Source organism: Couchioplanes caeruleus, assembly GCF_023499255.1.
In the GTDB taxonomy this organism is placed as follows: Bacteria; Actinomycetota; Actinomycetes; order Mycobacteriales; family Micromonosporaceae; genus Actinoplanes; species Actinoplanes caeruleus_A.
Window position 1 is genome coordinate 7,908,122 of sequence record NZ_CP092183.1, and the last position, 16,633, is coordinate 7,924,754.

14 protein-coding genes and 1 pseudogene are annotated in these 16,633 nt (G+C 71.2%); 8 read left to right on the plus strand and 7 right to left on the minus strand.

All coding sequences use genetic code 11. From position 1 onward, the window contains the following. Nucleotides 1-19: 19 nt before the first annotated feature. The 5 genes from COUCH_RS36535 to COUCH_RS36555 all read right to left on the minus strand — a co-directional run bounded on the left by COUCH_RS36535 (nt 20) and on the right by COUCH_RS36555 (nt 6,168). Nucleotides 20-2,986, minus strand: a complete 2,967-nt coding sequence (locus tag COUCH_RS36535; protein ID WP_249609691.1) for a discoidin domain-containing protein — start codon at nt 2,984-2,986, stop codon at nt 20-22. A 65-nt stretch (nt 2,987-3,051) separates the two neighbouring features. Beyond that, nucleotides 3,052-3,420, minus strand: a complete 369-nt coding sequence (locus COUCH_RS36540) for a hypothetical protein (RefSeq protein WP_249609692.1) — start codon at nt 3,418-3,420, stop codon at nt 3,052-3,054. A gap of 49 nt (nt 3,421-3,469) precedes the next feature. Beyond that, nucleotides 3,470-3,934 (minus strand): hypothetical protein, encoded by a 465-nt coding sequence (locus COUCH_RS36545; protein WP_249609693.1) that lies wholly within the window; start codon nt 3,932-3,934, stop codon nt 3,470-3,472. 10 nt (nt 3,935-3,944) lie between these two features. Further along, nucleotides 3,945-5,021: a hypothetical protein gene (locus COUCH_RS36550; protein WP_249609694.1), complete on the minus strand. Its 1,077-nt coding sequence runs from the start codon at nt 5,019-5,021 to the stop codon at nt 3,945-3,947. A gap of 82 nt (nt 5,022-5,103) precedes the next feature. Beyond that, on the minus strand, nt 5,104-6,168 hold the full coding sequence (locus tag COUCH_RS36555; protein ID WP_249609695.1) for an aldo/keto reductase: 1,065 nt from the start codon (nt 6,166-6,168) through the stop codon (nt 5,104-5,106). 222 nt (nt 6,169-6,390) lie between these two features. Here COUCH_RS36555 and COUCH_RS36560 point away from each other — a divergent pair, with 222 nt between their 5' ends. From COUCH_RS36560 to COUCH_RS36570, 3 genes are read left to right on the plus strand one after another with little or no spacing between them, the layout of a single operon-like run. Beyond that, the gene (locus COUCH_RS36560) at nt 6,391-7,302 is read left to right on the plus strand and encodes an SDR family oxidoreductase (RefSeq protein WP_249609696.1); all 912 of its coding nucleotides are present in this window, start codon (nt 6,391-6,393) and stop codon (nt 7,300-7,302) included. Between the two features lie 6 nt (nt 7,303-7,308). After that, nucleotides 7,309-8,151: a helix-turn-helix transcriptional regulator gene (locus COUCH_RS36565; RefSeq protein ID WP_430640855.1), complete on the plus strand. Its 843-nt coding sequence runs from the start codon at nt 7,309-7,311 to the stop codon at nt 8,149-8,151. Between the two features lie 35 nt (nt 8,152-8,186). Further along, nucleotides 8,187-8,945: an SDR family NAD(P)-dependent oxidoreductase gene (locus COUCH_RS36570; protein ID WP_249609698.1), complete on the plus strand. Its 759-nt coding sequence runs from the start codon at nt 8,187-8,189 to the stop codon at nt 8,943-8,945. Nucleotides 8,946-8,959: 14 nt separating this feature from the next. On the opposite strand, the gene COUCH_RS36575 is transcribed toward COUCH_RS36570, so the two are convergent. Beyond that, the gene (locus tag COUCH_RS36575) at nt 8,960-9,763 is read right to left on the minus strand and encodes an SDR family NAD(P)-dependent oxidoreductase (RefSeq protein WP_249609699.1); all 804 of its coding nucleotides are present in this window, start codon (nt 9,761-9,763) and stop codon (nt 8,960-8,962) included. 124 nt (nt 9,764-9,887) lie between these two features. Here COUCH_RS36575 and COUCH_RS36580 point away from each other — a divergent pair, with 124 nt between their 5' ends. The 5 genes and pseudogenes from COUCH_RS36580 to COUCH_RS36600 all read left to right on the plus strand — a co-directional run bounded on the left by COUCH_RS36580 (nt 9,888) and on the right by COUCH_RS36600 (nt 14,590). After that, nucleotides 9,888-11,072 (plus strand): zinc-dependent alcohol dehydrogenase, encoded by a 1,185-nt coding sequence (locus tag COUCH_RS36580; protein ID WP_249609700.1) that lies wholly within the window; start codon nt 9,888-9,890, stop codon nt 11,070-11,072. A gap of 55 nt (nt 11,073-11,127) precedes the next feature. Then, a pseudogene (locus COUCH_RS36585) lies at nt 11,128-11,640 on the plus strand (LURP-one-related/scramblase family protein); the annotation flags it as partial. A gap of 584 nt (nt 11,641-12,224) precedes the next feature. Further along, a complete protein-coding gene (locus tag COUCH_RS36590; protein ID WP_249609702.1) occupies nt 12,225-13,031 on the plus strand; it encodes an RNA polymerase sigma factor SigF in 807 nt (268 codons plus the stop codon). 75 nt (nt 13,032-13,106) lie between these two features. Further along, nucleotides 13,107-14,363, plus strand: coding sequence for an alpha-amylase family glycosyl hydrolase (locus tag COUCH_RS36595; RefSeq protein ID WP_249609703.1), 1,257 nt, complete (start codon nt 13,107-13,109; stop codon nt 14,361-14,363). A gap of 8 nt (nt 14,364-14,371) precedes the next feature. Continuing rightward, on the plus strand, nt 14,372-14,590 hold the full coding sequence (locus tag COUCH_RS36600; protein WP_249609704.1) for a hypothetical protein: 219 nt from the start codon (nt 14,372-14,374) through the stop codon (nt 14,588-14,590). Between the two features lie 4 nt (nt 14,591-14,594). On the opposite strand, the gene COUCH_RS36605 is transcribed toward COUCH_RS36600, so the two are convergent. Further along, nucleotides 14,595-16,460, minus strand: coding sequence for a sulfatase-like hydrolase/transferase (locus tag COUCH_RS36605; RefSeq protein ID WP_249609705.1), 1,866 nt, complete (start codon nt 16,458-16,460; stop codon nt 14,595-14,597). Between the last annotated feature and the right edge of the window lie 173 nt (nt 16,461-16,633).

Here is a 16,633-nt window from a genome sequence, read left to right on the forward strand (position 1 = left end):
CGAAACCCCGAAAGCCGGGTCAGCGGACCGCGAACTCCACAAGGTCGGCGTCGCCCGGCCGCCACCCGTCCACGACGACCGCCACGTAACGGGCCCGCGCGCCCAGGGCCGCGTACGTCAGCCCGTCCTGGGACGCCTCGATCCGGTGCGGACGGCGGTGGCCCGCACCCCACGTCAGGTCGACGTCCCGCACCCGGGTGACCGAGCCGAGATCGACGACCATGCGGCCGGCCGCCCCGGGCCGCCACGACGTGGCCGGATCGCCGTCGACCGCCCGGTCCGGCGAGGTCATGCCCTCGGGCAGCGGCGAGGTCGGGAACGTGGTCCGGCCACGGGCCAGGTCGGCGGTCGGCGTCACCGGCCCGCCCGGCACGGTGAGGCGGCGGGACCTGCCGGAGGCCAGGCGTACGGCCGCCGACCAGGAACCGCACCGCAGCGTGATCCGTACGCGGTTGTCCCGCGGGGCCGTCACCGTGACGTGGTGTGAGTCGTGCACCTCGAAGCGGGTGCCGGCCGGCGCCGCACCCTCGACGGTGAAGCGCGGCGGCTCCACGCGCGCTGTGCCGCCCTCGAGGCTGACCTCCCACTCCGAACCCTTGCCGGTCACCACCTGCGTGCCCCGGTAGAGCCGGGACCCCGACGGGATGCGGACGGTCACGCCGCGCACCGGGTCGGGCGCGAGGTTGAAGAGGCTGAGGTAACCGTCGGCGTCGCTGACCGACAGACCCTCGGCGGCGGGCAGGGCGCGGGTCGCGGCCGCCGCCAGGTCACGGCGGCTGCCGGCGTACCCCTCGATCAAAGGTGCCGGCGCGCTGATGCCGGCCGCCGTCACGGTGATCTTCCCGTTGCCGCCGTGGGTGACGAGGCCGGCGCGCCCGTCGATGCCGACCCACCGCCGCGCGGCGCGGGTCTCCGGCACGGCCGCCGCATCCGTCCAGGTCAGACCGTCGATCGAGGTCTGGATCACGAACCTCTTGGCGTACGCGGCCTCCCAGTGGATGCGCACGCCGGCGACCCGCACGGCCAGGCCGAGGTCCACGGCGAGCCAGCTGTCCGCCCGGCCGCGTTCCTCCGCGGCCACCGTCCAGCGGGTCAGCGGGTTGCCGTCGGTGGTGTTGCGGGCCGGGTACCAGACGTCCTCGGACGACGCGGTGGGCATCGCGCCCTGGGCCAGATCAGCACCGCGGACGTCGAGCACCTCGAACGTATAGATCGAGTAGCCGAACGTCGTGGCCGGCTCCCGGCCGAGCATCCGCACGTAGCGGGCGTCACGCGGGCTGAACGAGATGCTGCCGGTGAGTTGGTCGCCGAGCTCGGCGCGACCGCCGTCGAAGGTGAACGTCCGGCGGCCGGTGAGGCCCGGCACGCCCGGCATCGCCATCGTGAACAGCGCGAGCGTGCCCTCCCCCGGCAGGCCCGTGCTGGCGTACACCACCGTGCCCGTGGGCAGCGTGGTGAAGCCGGCGTACCCGCCGCCGACCGCGAGGACGGTCGCGGTCGCGTCGACCCCGTCACGGTTCTGGCGGTACGCCCTGGTCCAGCGCTCGGTGGGCTGCGCACCCGCCGGCAGGAACGCCGGCACCCGCGCGTCGACCAGCCAGTTGTCGTGGCCGGGCTGCCACAGGAAACGGGCGAACTCGGGCTTCGTGACCGCCGCCGCGAACGCCGCCGGCGACTGGTGGACCGTCAGGCCGACGTCCCGCCCGAAGTCCCGGGTGCCCGCGGCGGAACGGAAGAACTCCTGCTTCGACACCGGTGCCACGGGCGTCTTGCGGAGGCGGTGGAACAGGTACGCGACGGCGACCTCCGCGCGGGCCACCGGCTCCTCACTCTCCTCCGCACCGAACTTCACGAGCCGGAACTCGGGCTCGTGCCGCACGTACGGCAGCAGCCGCTCGGCGAGGTCGGCCTCGGCGCGGGCCGCGTCCCGGTCCCCGGCCACCTGGGCCAGGAAGGCGAGCGCGAGCACGTCGCGCCCGTACAGGTGGTAGCGCTCGGTGGCCATCGGCATGACCGGCTCACCGGCGTCGCTCGCCAGCAGCCGCAGGGTCCGCCACAGCTGCTCGCCGCTGGGCTGGCGGGTCAGGATCTCCGGCACCGGCTGCCCGGCCACGAGGAAGTGGATCGCGGAGCGTCCCGCCGTACGCCACAGCTCCGCCTGGTGGTCCGGGCTCACCGAGCCGTCACTCTCCACGATGAACGAGTCGTGGATGTTGTGCGCGGTGGTCCGCTGGTCGATCCGGTCGCCGTCCACCACCGCGGGGTTCGCCCGGTCGGCGACGGGCAGGGCGCTCGCGTTGCTCGCCCAGAAGAGGAACCGCTCCCGCCAGGACTCGGCCGACTCCGGGTCGGCGGTCCAGGCCGTCCCCGGCACGAGGGCCTGCGCGTACGCCCCCATCGCCGCGAGCCTGCTGTCACCCTTCCACCCGCCGGCGGTCCCGTTGGGCGTGAAGCCGGCACTCATCGGGTCGTCCTGGGTGTTCAGCTCGTATGCGTATGCGGCCTGCCCCTCGGCGATGCGCTGCACGTTCACCCGCGTCGCCGGGTCCAGGTCGGCCCACATCAGCCGGGCGGCGAGCACGAAGTACAGCTCGAACGTGGAATCCCAGAACAGCAGCCGACCCCACTCGCTGCCCCCGGCAAGCCGGTTGCTCGCGGCGAACCGCTTGATCGTCGCCACCGTCCGGGCCCGGAGCGTCGCCGCATCGACCCCCGCGAGCCCGGCGTCGAAGTCGTCCATGCCGAGCAGAACGGCGTTACCGAGCACGGAGATGAACCGGAACTCCCCGCCCCGGTACGCCCCGCTCGCGTCGTCCCACTGCTCCTCCACCCACCGCGTGTGCAGGTGCAGCGCCTCACGGTAGACAGCGGCCACCGGCCCCGCCGCCCGCACCGCGCCGACCGCGGCCGAGGAGCCGGCGAACGCGCTGCTCACGCCGCTGATACCGGCCAGCATGAGGAGCTGACGACGGGACAGTGCGACCAAGGGGACCTCCGGGCGGGACGCCGATGCCCTGCATACCCTTCGCTTCGGCCCCAAAGACTGTCAAATCACACTTCAGCACCGGCCCCGCGGTACGCGGCGAGCATCGCCCTGACATAGGCCGGCATCACAGCGCGAACCTCGTCCTCGGGTGCCGCGCTGGCAAGGTTGTCGACGGCCAGTTCGACACCGCGCGCACGAGGGGCCCCGAACAACTCGTCGAAGTACCTCATCGCGGCTTCAACGCCGGCGGAACAGATCGGCTGGCACTTCAGCTCGGCAAGCCGCATCCCGACCATCTGCGGCGAGAGACGACCACGCATGAGCCGGAAGACGTCGCCTGCGTCCTTCGGCTTGATGCGGCTCCCCCTTCCTGCGGCGACGCGTTCTCCGATCTTGTGCGCCTTCGCGACCAGGAGAGCCGGCGCGCCCGCCACGCGGAGCGTCGCCGCGCGAGGGTCCTGCCAGGCTCCAAGCTGGTGATCGTCATCCTGTCGTTGTCCAGCAAACTGGCCTCGAGACCAGCCGCGATACGCGAGGCGTTCTTCCCGTGATCGGGCAGCTTGGCATCGCGCCCGGATCCGGGCGCGATGCTCTCCGCGACCATGAGGTCGACCTCGATGAGAGTCTGCGCGCCGCGCACCTCGGTACGCCGTAGCCAGGCCCCGGCTCGACCCCGTTGCCGCCGGCCTTGACCTTCAGAGCGAATCCGGCGTCGGTCATCGCCCGCACGATGGCCGGGTCGGCGGCGAGGAGCATGGGATCGATACTGAGGTCCGCATCCGTCGTGAACGGGGCGACACCCTCGAGATCCGCATCGCCGGCGCGGAGATAGACGGCCTGCGCGCCCACCAGGACCAGCGCCTCGCGGTGGGCGTCCAGTGCATCGCAGGCGTCAAGCAGGACACGGCGGGCCGCAACGTACAACGGGTCGTACTGAGAGTCGAACACAAAGGACAGACTAGTCGCCTGTCAGGTTGTCACTCCGCCACTGTCCAGTGTGTTCTTCCATCCATTCGATCAGCGCCTCCCCTTCCTCCGGGAGGCGCCCGTTTCCGCTGAGGCAATCCAGCGCCACCTGGGACAGGCCGGCGTGAAGAGCACCTCGGACGACGCGGGCACGCGTCAGCTGCGATGGGTGCGCCGCCCGCAGCAGCAGGACGTTCGCGCCCCGGTCGGCAGGGAGCAGTTGGTGCTCTTCGGCAAACGTCACCGGGTCAGGGACATAGAGGGCCAACTGGGCCGGTGCAGCCACCGTCACGATCTCGCGCACCGCGTACGAGCCGGTCACGAGCATCTGACTGTCGGCGCGTACGGCTTCCGACCCGAGGTCGCGGACGACCCTGTCGAGGCCGGCCCGGGCCACGTAACCGCTACCCCGATTCGACTTGATCAGCGAGTAGTGCCGGGCCCGCTCCCGCAGCAGGCGCGACCAGTCGACTTCTTCGATCATGCGGTTGGCGCCGCGGCGCAGCAGGCGTTCGCTGCCCAGTGCCTCCACCGTCCGCGAGGCGTACGCCGGGCTCACCCCGGCGACGCGTGCAAGATCGGTGATCCGATACGGCGGGGCGTGGTCCACGAGGGCGCGCACCAAGCCGTTGACCGAACGCCCCTGCAGGCCGCGCCGGGGATTCTCGGACGGGAAGGGGTCACTGGTGGCGCCCTCGGTGTGGACGAGGATCGGAAGGCCCGGGACTCGGATCTGCCCGTTGCCGGTCAGATCCAGGTGGTTGATCCTCTGTTCGGCGAGGAGCTGGCGCGAGCGAGGGCTGAGCCAGGGCGCCACCACCAGAATCGACTGACTGCGCAGCCGGGAGAGTTCACCGATGAGCTGATCGACGTGCCGGGGCGTGAAGCGCGAGAACCCCCGCACGGTGATCTCAACAGTGAGCCGGGCGGTCCGCACCTCCCAGACCGCATCGCGGTCGCCGTCGCCGTACCGCCCGTCCACCCTCACGTCGAGGCTGTCGTCCTCCAGGAGATCGCGGAAGCGGGCGAAGGCCGTGGGCAGCAATTCGCGCGTCAGCAGCTTCTCCATATGGCAATGTTGCCACAGAACCCCGATTTGCCATCAAGTGTCAAGTCGCGGTCCTGTGGCAAGTGACCCGGATATCGTCTGCTCAGGCGGTACGCCGGCGGCGGGCGAAGGGGGCGGTCAACGCAGGCGGGACGTAGCCCGAGTCCGCGCGGCTGAAGGTCGTGCCCGGCGGCACGATGTCGTCGATGCGGTCGAGGATGTCCGTGGTCAGCGTCACGTCCAGCGCGCCGATCTGGGACTCGAGGTGCGCCATCGTGCGCGGCCCGATGATCGGCGCGGTCACGGCCGGGTGGTGCAGGACGAAGGCGATCGCCAGGTGCACCAGCGGGATACCTGCCTCGTCGGCCAACTGGCCGAACTTGTCGGCCGCGTCCAGTTTGCGCTGGTTCTCCGGCAGGGAGAGGTCGTAGCGCTGCGGGAGGCGGTTGGCGCGCGTCGAGCCCGGGGTGTCCTGGCCCTTGCGGTACTTGCCGCTGAGCCAGCCGCCCGCGAGCGGGCTCCAGGGAATGACGCCCATGCCGTACTGCTGCGCGACCGGCAGGAGGTCGGCTTCGATGCCGCGGACCAGCATCGAGTACGGCGGCTGCTCGGTGACGAAGCGTCCGAGGCCGCGCCGTTGTGCCACCCACTGGGCCTCGACGATCTCGTGGGCCGGGAACGTCGACGAGCCGAACGCCCGGATCTTGCCTTGGCGCTGCAGGTCGGTCAGGGCCGACAGGGTCTCCTCGACGTCCGTGTCGGGCGACGGGCGGTGCACCTGGTAGAGGTCGATCCAGTCGGTGCCGAGCCGGCGCAGGCTGTTCTCGACCTCGCGGATGATCCAGCGGCGGGAGTTGCCCTGACTGTTGGGGTCGCCCTTTGCTCCGGCCGGGGCGTCCGCCGGTACGCCCATCTGGCCGTGGAACTTGGTGGCGAGGATGACGTCGTCGCGGCGTCCGTCCGCCAGCGCCTTGCCGACGATGATCTCGCTTTCGCCCTGCGAGTAGACGTCGGCGGTGTCGATGAAGTTGATGCCGGCGTCGAGGGCGCGGTGGATGATGCCGATCGACGTGTCGTGGTCCGGCTCGCCCCAGGCGCCGAACATCATGGCGCCGAGGCAGAGCGGGCTGACGTGCATTCCGGTACGTCCGAGGCTGCGGTACTCCATGAGGGCTATGTGCCCCGCCCGCGGTTCCGGAACCAGGATTACTTGCTTGTTAACTAATGCATCGATGAGACTGTCTCTACCGTCCCCAAGTACCGCACGTCCCCCGCTCCGAGGCGCCGGCCGCTCACTCTCGAGGCCGGCGCCCCGGCGTATCCGGGGACTGGTTGTCCGTGGATCGACGCGACATTCATCCCGGCGCCGCGGCGGGCCAGGCTTCAGGGCATGACAGATGTTCTCGTACCGGATCTGACCGGCCGGCTGGCCGTGGTCACCGGCGGCAGCGACGGCATGGGCCTGGGGTTGGCGACCCGACTGGCGGCCGCCGGCGCCGAGGTGGTCCTCCCGGTCCGCAACGCCGCCAAGGGCCGCGCCGCCCTCGACCGCATCCGCGCCGCCGCCCCCCGGGCGACGGTCTCCACCCGTACCCTCGACCTCGCCTCGCTGCGGTCCGCCGGCGCCCTGGCCGACACGCTCCTCGGCGAGAACCGTCCGATCCACATCCTGGTCAACAACGCCGCGGTGATGGCGCTGCCCACCCGGCACACCAGCCCCGACGGGCTCGAGCTGCAGTTCGCGACCAACCACCTCGGTCACTTCCTGCTCACGACGCGGCTGCTGCCGCTGCTGCGCGCGGGAAAGGCCCGGGTCACCACCCACACCAGCTTCGGCGCCCGCTCCGGCCGCATCGCGTGGGACGACCTGCAGAGCGAACACGGGTACGGGGCCTGGCGGGCGTACAACCGGTCGAAGCTGGCCGGGATGCTGTTCGCGCTGGAGCTCGACCGGCGCAGCCGAGCCGGCGGGTGGGGGCTGACCAGCAACGTCGCGCATCCGGGGCTGGCCTCGACCAACCTGCAGTCCACCCTGCCGAAGCCGCTCGCCGCGCTGTTCAAGCGGCTCTCCGGGCTGGGCTACCCGGTCCAGACCGCGGACCACGGCCTGCGGTCCGCCCTGTACGCCGCCACCAGCCCCGAAGCTCGGGGCGGCCGCTTCTACGGGCCGGGCGGCCTCGGGCACGTCGCCGGTAAGCCCGCCGAGCAGCGGATCTACCCGTCCGCCCGCAGCGTGGAGGACGGCGGGCGGCTCTGGCGCGTGTCGGAGGAGCTCACGAGCCGCTTACCGGCCGGGAGCTGAGGGAGGATGGGACCCGTGGACCGCGCCCAGCTCGCCGACTTCCTGCGTACGCGCCGGGAAGCGCTGCAGCCGGAGGACGTGGGACTGCCCCGGGGGCCGCGCCGGCGCACGGGCGGCCTGCGCCGCGAGGAGGTCGCAGCCCTGTGCGGCATGTCGGCCGACTACTACGGCCGCATCGAGCAGCAGCGCGGCCCGAACCCGTCCGAGCAGATGCTGGCCGCCATCGCCCGGGGCCTGCACCTCTCCCTCGACGAGCGGGACCACCTGTTCCGGCTCGCCGGGCACGCCGCGCCCCGGCGGGTGCTGCGCTCCGACCACATCAATCCCGGGATCATGCGCATCCTCGACCGGCTGGAGGACACGCCGGCGCAGGTGCTCAGCCATCTCGGCGAGACGTTGCGGCAGACCCGGCCGGCGATCGCGCTGATGGGCGACGACTCCCGCTGGACCGGGATGGCCCGCAGCATGGTGTACCGCTGGTACACCGATCCGCTCGCGCGGGCGATCTATCCCGAGGAGGACCACCCGACGCACGGGCGGATCTTCACGGCTCAGCTGCGGGTCGCGTACACGCGGGAAGGCAAGGGCTCCCGAGCCGCCACCGTCGTCGACGCCCTGCACGACATCAGCCCTGAGTTCCGCGCGGTGTGGGCGGAGCACGACATCAGCACCACCCACACCGACGTCAAACGCATCGCGCACCCCGAGCTCGGCGTCATCGAGGTGCACTGTCAGACCCTGATCGACCCGGACCAGTCACAGGTCCTGCTGGTCTTCACCGCCGCACCCGGCACGGAGAGCTACGAGAAGCTCCAGCTGCTGTCGGTCGTCGGCGACCAGCGTCTCTGATTCCTCCCACCTTCTCGTCCTTGAGAGGACCCCTCATGCCCGAAATCGCCCTGATCACCGGTGGCAACCGCGGCCTGGGCCGCGCCTCGGCCCTCGCGCTGGCGGAGGCCGGCATCGACGCGATCATCACGTACCGCAACGGCGCCGACGAGGCGGCGGAGGTGGTCGACGCCGTCAAGCAGGCCGGCCGGACCGCGGTGGCCCTGCGCCTCGACACCCGTGAGGTCGACACCTTCGACGCCTTCACGGCCGAGATCCGCGAGACGCTGCGGACCACCTGGAACCGCGACACCTTCGATCACCTGCTGAACAACGCCGGCGTCGGGCTCGGCGCCTCGATCGCCGACACCACCGTGGCCGCGTTCGACGAGCTGGTCGGCGTACACCTGCGCGGCGTCTTCTTCCTCACCCAGAAGCTGCTGCCGCTGATCGCCGACGGCGGCCGGATCATCAACTTCTCCACCGGCCTGACCCGCTCCGGCGCGGACGGCCCCTGGGCCGCCTACGCGGCCGCGAAGGGCGCCGTCGAGGTCTTCACCCGCTACCTCGCCCGGGAGGTCGGCCCGCGCGGCATCACGGCGAACGTGGTGGCGCCCGGCCCGATCGGTACGGACTTCGCCGGCGGCGTCCTGCGCGACGACGAGAACGTGCGCGCGCACCTGGCCGCGCAGGCGGCGATGGGCCGGATGGGACGCCCCGAGGACGTCGGTGGCGCCATCGCCGCGCTGCTCACGGGCCGGACCGGCTGGATCACCGCCCAGCGCATCGAGGTCTCCGGCGGGATCCGGCTGTGAGACCAGGGCCGGGCTCAGTCCGCTGAGCCCGGCTCCGCCATCTTGCGGTGCATCTTGGCCTTGGCGCTGTCCGGCATGACCTTCGACGCGGCCGCCTGGACCTTCGTCATGACCGAGCCGGCCACGACCTTCTCCTCGCCCTTCATCAGGGCCTTGTACGCCTGCTCGGCCACCTGTGCCGGGTCGTCCTTCTTGCTCGCGCCGACCCGGGTGTCGTCCATCTCGGCGCGGTGGAAGAAGTTGGTGTCGGTCGGGCCGGGCATCAGCGAGGTGACGGTGACGCCGGTGTCCTTCAGCTCCTCGCGCAGCGCCTCGGCCAGCGACTGCACGAACGACTTCGACGCGTTGTAGACCGCCTGGTACGTGCCCGGCATCATCGACGCGATCGACGAGGTGAACAGCACCCGGCCCTCGCCGCGCGCCACCATGTCCGGCAGCACCCGCTTGGCCAGGTGCACCGTCGAGGTGACATTCACATCGATGATGTTGATCTCCTGCGCCAGGTCGGTCTCACGGGTGAAGTCGCCGCCCATGCCCCGGCCGGCGTTCAGCGCGATCGCGTCGACCGGCCGGCCCGCCGCGCGGATCTCGGCGTACAGCTTCTCGACGCCGTCGTACGTGGCCAGGTCGGCGCGCACGGCCGTGACCTGGTTCTGCCCGTCCCGGCGCAGATCGACGGCGGCCTGCTCGATGTCCGCGTCCTCCGCCGCCAGCAGCAGGTCGTACCCGTGGTCGGCGAACTGCCGGGCCAGCTCGTACCCGATGCCGCTGGACGCGCCGGTGACCACCGCGAACGGACGCTCGGTGGGAGTCGTCATGGGTTTCGCCCTCCTCGTTGTCTGCGTTCCGGGTGCCCGGTCGGCGGGTGGCTAATCCAGGCATATCCGCGCCGTCACCGGGCACCACGACAGGTGACGACACCGACGAGACGCGGAGGACCGCATGCGCGCACTGACCTGGCAGGGCACCGAGAAGGTGTCCGTCGAGACCGTTCCCGACCCGAAGATCCAGGAGCCCACGGACGCGATCATCAAGGTCACCTCCACCGCGATCTGCGGCTCCGACCTGCACCTGTACGACGTGCTCGGCATGTACCTGGAGAAGGGCGACGTCCTCGGCCACGAGCCCATGGGCATCGTCGAGGAAGTGGGGCCGGAGGTCACCCACATCCGCCCCGGCGACCGCGTGGTCATCCCGTTCAACATCTCCTGCGGCTACTGCTTCTTCTGCAGCCGCGGCTACTACGCGCAGTGCGAGACGACGCAGGTCAAGGAGCACGGCAAGGGCGCGTCCCTGTTCGGCTACACCAAGCTCTACGGCCAGGTCCCCGGCGGCCAGGCCGAGTACCTGCGGGTGCCGCAGGCGCACTTCGGCCCGATCAAGGTGCCGGAGCAGCACCCGGACGAGCGCTACCTGTTCCTCTCCGACGTGCTCACCACCTCGTGGCAGGCCGCGAAGTGGGCCGACATCGTTCCCGGCAGCACGGTCTTCGTGACCGGCCTCGGCCCGATCGGGCAGATGACCGCGCGGATCGCCCGCCACCTGGGCGCCGAGCGGGTCATCGCCACCGACAACGTGCCGGAGCGCCTGGAGATGGCCCGCCGCAACGGTGTCGAGGCGCTGAACTTCGACGAGGTCGACGACATCCCGGCCGCCGTGCTGGAGCTGACCCAGGGCCGCGGCGCGGACAGCGTCGTCGAGGCGGTCGGCATGGAGGCGCACGGCACCCCGTTCCAGGAGTTCGCGCAGAAGGCGGCGGGCCTGCTGCCCGACGCGGTGGCCCGCAAGGCGATCGACAAGGCCGGCGTGGACCGGATGGCCGCTCTGCGCACGGCGTTCGCGGCGGTCCGCCGGGCCGGCACGGTGTCCATCATCGGCGTGTACGGCGGCCAGGCCGACCCGATGCCGATGTTCGACCTGTTCGACAAGGGCATCACGATGCGCATGGGCCAGGCCCACGTGAAGCACTGGGTCGACGACATCCTGCCGCTGCTGACCGGCGACGACGACCCGCTGGGCGTGGACGACCTGGTCACCCACCGGATGCCGCTCGAGGAGGCGCCGCACGGGTACGACATCTTCAAGAAGAAGGAGGACGGCTGCATCAAGGTCGTGCTCAAGCCCTGACGCAGCGGGCCGCCCGCCGGATGGATGTGCGGCGGGCGGCCTCCGCGCGCAGAATCGGCGCATGTATGTGATCAGGGAGCGGTTCTTCGCATTCGGCGACGACTTCGACGTGCTGGACGAGCACGGCACCAAGCTGTTCCGCGTGGACGGCAAGGTCTTCAGCGCCCGGGACAAGGTGGTGATCGAGGACCCGGCCGGTGTCGAGGTCGCCAGCGTCCACCGGCACCTCGTGGCGCTGCGGCCGACGTACGAGATCCGCATCGGCGGCGAGAAGGCCGCCGAGGTCCGCAAGAAGCTGTTCACGCCGTTCCGGGACCGGTTCACGATCGACGTGCCCGGCCCGGACGACCTCACGATGAAGGGCGACCTGCTCGACCACGAGTACGTCATCGAGCGCGGCGGCCGGGACGTGGCCGCGGTCTCCAAGCGGTGGCTGACCATCCGCGACACGTACGCCGTCCAGGTCGCCGCCGGCGAGGACGCCCTCCTGGTCATCGCCGCGGTGCTGGCGCTCGACCTCGCCCTGGAACGCGAGGAGAAGAAGAAGGCGCGGGACGACGACGACTGAACGTCCGGGGATCCTTGAAGGACAGTCGTCCGGATTCCCGGTTCTTCGCCGCCGATCCGGATCCGGTGGAGCTGGCGCGGCCGGCTGAACCCGCCGCGCCGAGCTCCACCGTGGTGCCCGCCGCGCCGAGCTCCGCCACGGTGCCCGCCGCGCTGAGCTCCGCCGTGGTGCCCGCCGCGCCGAGCTCCGCCGTGGTGCCCGCCGCGCTCGCGAAGGACGAAGGCACGCCGCTCGCGGAGGAGGAGGTCATGCCCTGGGGGCTGGTCGCCGCGGGCGCTGCCCGGGGTGGTGCTCGCGGGTGCGGGAGCCCTGCTGATGGCCCGCCGTCGCCGCTGAGTGATCAAGCCCGTACGCTGCGTACACTATCGACAGTGACCGCACGGCTACCTAAAGTGACTCATACTTTCGGCTAGTCAGCAATGGACCTCTCGGCTAAGGTCGTTGTAACCGAACGGGCCAAGCGTGCCTGGACAACGGGGGTCTCATCGACCGCCGTCGACCCGATACAGCGACATCCCCGACCCGATCGGGCCCGGCTGACCGCCGGGCCGGCTCTCCGGACAGGGGCCAGGGAGGACCACGACATGACTGTTACCCAGTCGACCGCGACTCACGCATCGACCCGGATCAGCGAGGCGCCCGCGGACAGCGCCGCCGATCTGCTCAACGCGATGGCCGCGATGCCGGCCGGTCACCCCTCCCGCGCCCTGCTGCGGGACCGGGCGATCGAGGCCTGGCTGCCGCTGGCCCGCCACCTCGCGCACCGCTACTCCGGCCGCGGCGAGCCCACCGACGACCTCGTGCAGACCGCCACCGTCGGCCTGATCAAGGCCGTCGACAAGTTCGACCCCGAACGCGGCGTCGACTTCGCCGGCTACGCCATCCCCACCATCATCGGCGAGATCAAGCGCCACTTCCGCGACCGCACCTGGTCCGTGCGCGTGCCGCGCCGCCTGCAGGAACTGCGCCTGGCCATCACCGAGGCCAACGCCACCCTCACCCACACCCTGGGCCGCTCCCCCCAGGTCGCCGACATCGCCGTACACCTCGGCGTCACCGAGGAAGACGTCCTGGAAGGCCTCGAAGGCGCCCGCGCCTACAACGCCACCAGCCTGTCCACCCCGATCAGCGCCGACGGCACCACCGAACTCGGCGACACCCTCGGCGGCGAGGACCACGAATACGAACTCGCCGAGACCCGCGTCGCCCTCGGCCCCGCCCTGGCCAGCCTCGACGAACGCGAGCAGAAGATCCTCACCCTGCGCTTCTACGGCAACCTCACCCAGTCGCAGATCGCCGAGCAGATCGGCATCTCCCAGATGCACGTCAGCCGCCTGCTCACCAAGGCGCTGACCAAGCTGCGCACCCAGCTCGCCGCCGAGACCCTCTGAGCTCCGCACCACACGAAGCGCCGGCCCGGTTCGGGCCGGCGCTTCACCACTTCCGGACGGCCGTAGAGTGGCCCGATGAATGAGGCCTCGTGGGTTCAGCACGCCGTGTGGTGGCAGGTGTATCCGCTCGGCTTCACCGGCGCGTACCCCGAGCACGACAACGGCGGGCTGCGGCGCCTCGACGCGTGGCTGGACTATGTGATCGAGCTGGGGGCCTCCGGGCTGATGCTCGGGCCGGTCTTCGCGTCCGAGACCCACGGGTACGACACCGTCGACCACTTCCGCATCGACCCGCGGCTGGGCGACGACCGTGACTTCGACGCGCTGGTGGCCGCCGCCCACGAGCGTGGGCTGCGGGTGCTGCTCGACGGCGTCTTCAACCACGTCGGCCGCGGCCACCCCGCCTTCCAGGACGTGCTCACCCGCGGCCGGGAGGCGCCGACCGCCGGCTGGTTCCGGCTGACCTGGCGGGAGGGCCGCAGCGAGCCGGACTACGCGACCTTCGAGGGGCACGGCGCGCTGGTCGCCCTCAACCATCTCGAACCGGCCGTCGCCGACTACATCGCCGACGTGATGACCCATTGGCTGCGGCGCGGCGCAGACGGATGGCGACTGGATGCCGCGTACGCCGTCCCGGCCGCGTTCTGGGCGCGGGTGCTGCCCCGGGTGCGGGCGGAATTCCCGGAGGCGTACTTCGTCGGCGAGGTCATCCACGGCGACTACCAGGACGTCGTGTCCCGCTCCACCATGGACTCCGTCACCCAGTACGAGCTGTGGAAGGCCATCTGGAGCGCTCTGGAGTCGCGGAACTTCTTCGAGCTCAGCTGGGCCCTGGAACGCCACAACGACTTCCTCGCCGCCTTCGTGCCGCAGACGTTCACCGGCAACCACGACGTCACGCGGCTCGCCAGCCGGCTCGGCGACGAGCGTGACATCCCGTTGGCGGTCGCCGTGCTGATGACCGTCGGCGGCACGCCCAGCATCTACTCCGGCGACGAGCAGGGTTTCCGCGGCGTGAAGGAGGACCGGGCGGGCGGCGACGACGCGGTCCGGCCGCCGTTCCCCGAGAAGCCGGCGGACCTGGCGCCGTTCGGCCGCCCGCTCTACCACGTACACCAGGAGTTGATCGCTCTTCGCCGCCGCAACCCGTGGCTGCACCGTGCGCGGACCACGACGCTGCACCTGACGAACGAGCAGTTCGTCTACGAGGCGTCGGCCGACGGCAACCGGCTCGTCATGGCCCTGAACGTGGGTGACGAGCCCGCCGAGGTACCCACCCCGGGCGGCGGCATCACCACCCTCGAACCGCACACCTGGCGGGTGCTGCCCTGACGGACCTCTTGGAGCAGCTGGAAGCCGACCTCACCGACGGCATGACCGACGGCTCGTTGCGGCGCGCCCACCCCGCTGAGACAGCCCGGGCCGTTTTCACCGCCGCCACCCGGTTCCACCACCCCGGCCTGGCCCGCGGCTGGACCGAACCGGGCATCGACCACGAGCTGGATGTCGTCTGCACCCTGCTGCTCGACGGCCTACGACCGGCTCGGCCCACGGCCTGAGGCGTCAGCGGCGCGGCGGCGACATGGCCCGCGCGACGTCGCCCGACGGGCCGTACGCGGTCAGGAACTTGTCGCGGAACTGGTTCATCGGGAACGCCGGGACGCTCGCGGCGGGACGCAGCCCGTCGGTCCAGCCCCAGTCGGCGATCTTGTCCAGCACGGCCGGGTCCTTGGCGACGATCGTGATCGGCACGTCGTGGCTGGCGGTCTCGCCGACCACGATCGGCGCCGGCTGGTGGTCGCCGAGGAACACCATGACGGTGTCGTCGTCGCCGAACTTCTCCAGGTACGAGATCAGCGTCGAGAGTGTGTACTGGATCGAGCGGGCGTACTCGTGCTTGACCTTCGCCGGGTCCTTCCAGACCGCGCCGGGCTTCTTGGCGCGCGCGTGGATCTGCTCGTACACGGAGCCGTCGCCCACGTCCTTCCAGTCGATCATGCTGGGGATCGGCACCCACGGGGTGTGGCTGGAGACCAGCGGCATCTCGACGAACAGCGGCGAGTGCGCCGGGCCGTGCACGTTCTTCTCCAGCCACGAGAGCGTGTACTGGTCCGGCTGCGGTCCCCAGCCGAAGCGCGGTCCGGCGTAGCCCATGGTGCGGGAGTCGTAGACCCGGTTGTAGCCGTAGAAGTTGCCCTCCGGCCACGCCCGGGTGGCGCCCGGCATGACGCTCATCGTGTCGAAGCCCGCCTTGCGGGTCAGGCTGGTCAGCGTCAGCCGCTCGCTCGACGTGAGGTTGCGGTACCGCTGCTGGTTGTTGATCCACAGGCCGGAGAGCAACGTCGAGTGGGCGAGCCAGCTCCCGCCGCCGAAGGTCGGGGAGGTCAGCCAGCCGCTCTTCGCGGTGTAGCCGGCCTTGGCGAGCGTCGCGGTGCCCTCGTCGAGCACCTTCACCGTGCCGGCGTTGATCACCGGGTCCTCGACCGCCGAACGGCCGTAGCTCTCCACGAACGTCAGCAGCAGATCCTTGCCGCGCAGCGAGGTGAGCAGCTGGTCGCCCGGCACGTTCGCGAACGCGTCGACCTTGACCTCACGGGCGAAATTGGCCTCGTCGCGCAGGCCGCCGCGGACCATGTGGGCGCGGTCCCAGGCGTACATGGCGCTGGCGCGGGCGGCCACCGGCATGTTGCCGAACACCTGGACGCCCAGCACGAAGCAGGTCACCCACACGGCCGTGCCGGCCAGCGCCGTCCGCGCGGTCGCCGTACGGTGCTTCGCGGCCACCCGGGCGATGCGCAGCGCCGCCAGCGTCGTCAGGCTCATGATCGCCAGCACGAGGACGATGACGCCGATCAGCGCGCCGATCGCGCCCGCCTTGCCGGCCGAGTCCCGCAGGAACGCCTCGGCGTCGTCGAGCAGCACCCAGTCGAGGACCGGGTCGAACGGGCGGGCCAGCACCTGGTAGAAGCCCATGTCCAGGGACTTCTCGACCATCAGCAGGCCGAGGCCGGCGCCGAGCACGCCCGCGACGATCCGCTTCCAGCGGCCGGGCACGACCAGCAGCAGGCCGAGGGCGACGAAGCCCTCGATCGGGAGGCGGACGTACGTGCCGGGGCGTTCCAGCCGGTTCACGATGTTCGGCATGATCAGCCCGGCGAAGATCAGCACGATCGCGCCGGTGGTGAGGGCGCGCCCGGCGATCCGGCGCAGGCGGCTCGGCGAGGGGACCACGGACTCCGGCCCCGAAGCCGCCGGCTCCGAGGCTGCCGCCTCAGCGACGGCCGGCTCAGCAGCGGCCGGCTCAGCGGGCGCCGGCTCGGAGGACGCCGGCTCGGAGGACGCGGTCGGGGCCTCCGGGGCCTCCGGGGAGGTGGGCGAGGCCGACCGGCGCAGGCGGGTGGCCAGCACTTCCCGCAGGGAGACAGACAAGACGGGGTCCTCCTCGTGGCGAACGTTCCAGGAGGAGGAACGGATCTCACCGGGCGACAGTTCAACCACGGAACGAGTTCACCCGGTGTACACCTTCGCGCGGGTGGTTGACACATTGGATCGAGTCGATGGAGGCTGACCTCCGACATGGTCTGACATCGATGTCATCAGGG

Coding starts and splice junctions, on each gene's coding strand:
- COUCH_RS36550 (WP_249609694.1), bottom strand. CDS start 5,021: ATGGAGAAGCTGCTGACGCGCGAATTGCTGCCCACGGCCTTCGCCCGC.
- COUCH_RS36555 (WP_249609695.1), bottom strand. CDS start 6,168: ATGGAGTACCGCAGCCTCGGACGTACCGGAATGCACGTCAGCCCGCTC.
- COUCH_RS36560 (WP_249609696.1), top strand. CDS start 6,391: ATGACAGATGTTCTCGTACCGGATCTGACCGGCCGGCTGGCCGTGGTC.
- COUCH_RS36565 (WP_430640855.1), top strand. CDS start 7,309: ATGGGACCCGTGGACCGCGCCCAGCTCGCCGACTTCCTGCGTACGCGC.
- COUCH_RS36570 (WP_249609698.1), top strand. CDS start 8,187: ATGCCCGAAATCGCCCTGATCACCGGTGGCAACCGCGGCCTGGGCCGC.
- COUCH_RS36575 (WP_249609699.1), bottom strand. CDS start 9,763: ATGACGACTCCCACCGAGCGTCCGTTCGCGGTGGTCACCGGCGCGTCC.
- COUCH_RS36580 (WP_249609700.1), top strand. CDS start 9,888: ATGCGCGCACTGACCTGGCAGGGCACCGAGAAGGTGTCCGTCGAGACC.
- COUCH_RS36590 (WP_249609702.1), top strand. CDS start 12,225: ATGACTGTTACCCAGTCGACCGCGACTCACGCATCGACCCGGATCAGC.
- COUCH_RS36595 (WP_249609703.1), top strand. CDS start 13,107: ATGAATGAGGCCTCGTGGGTTCAGCACGCCGTGTGGTGGCAGGTGTAT.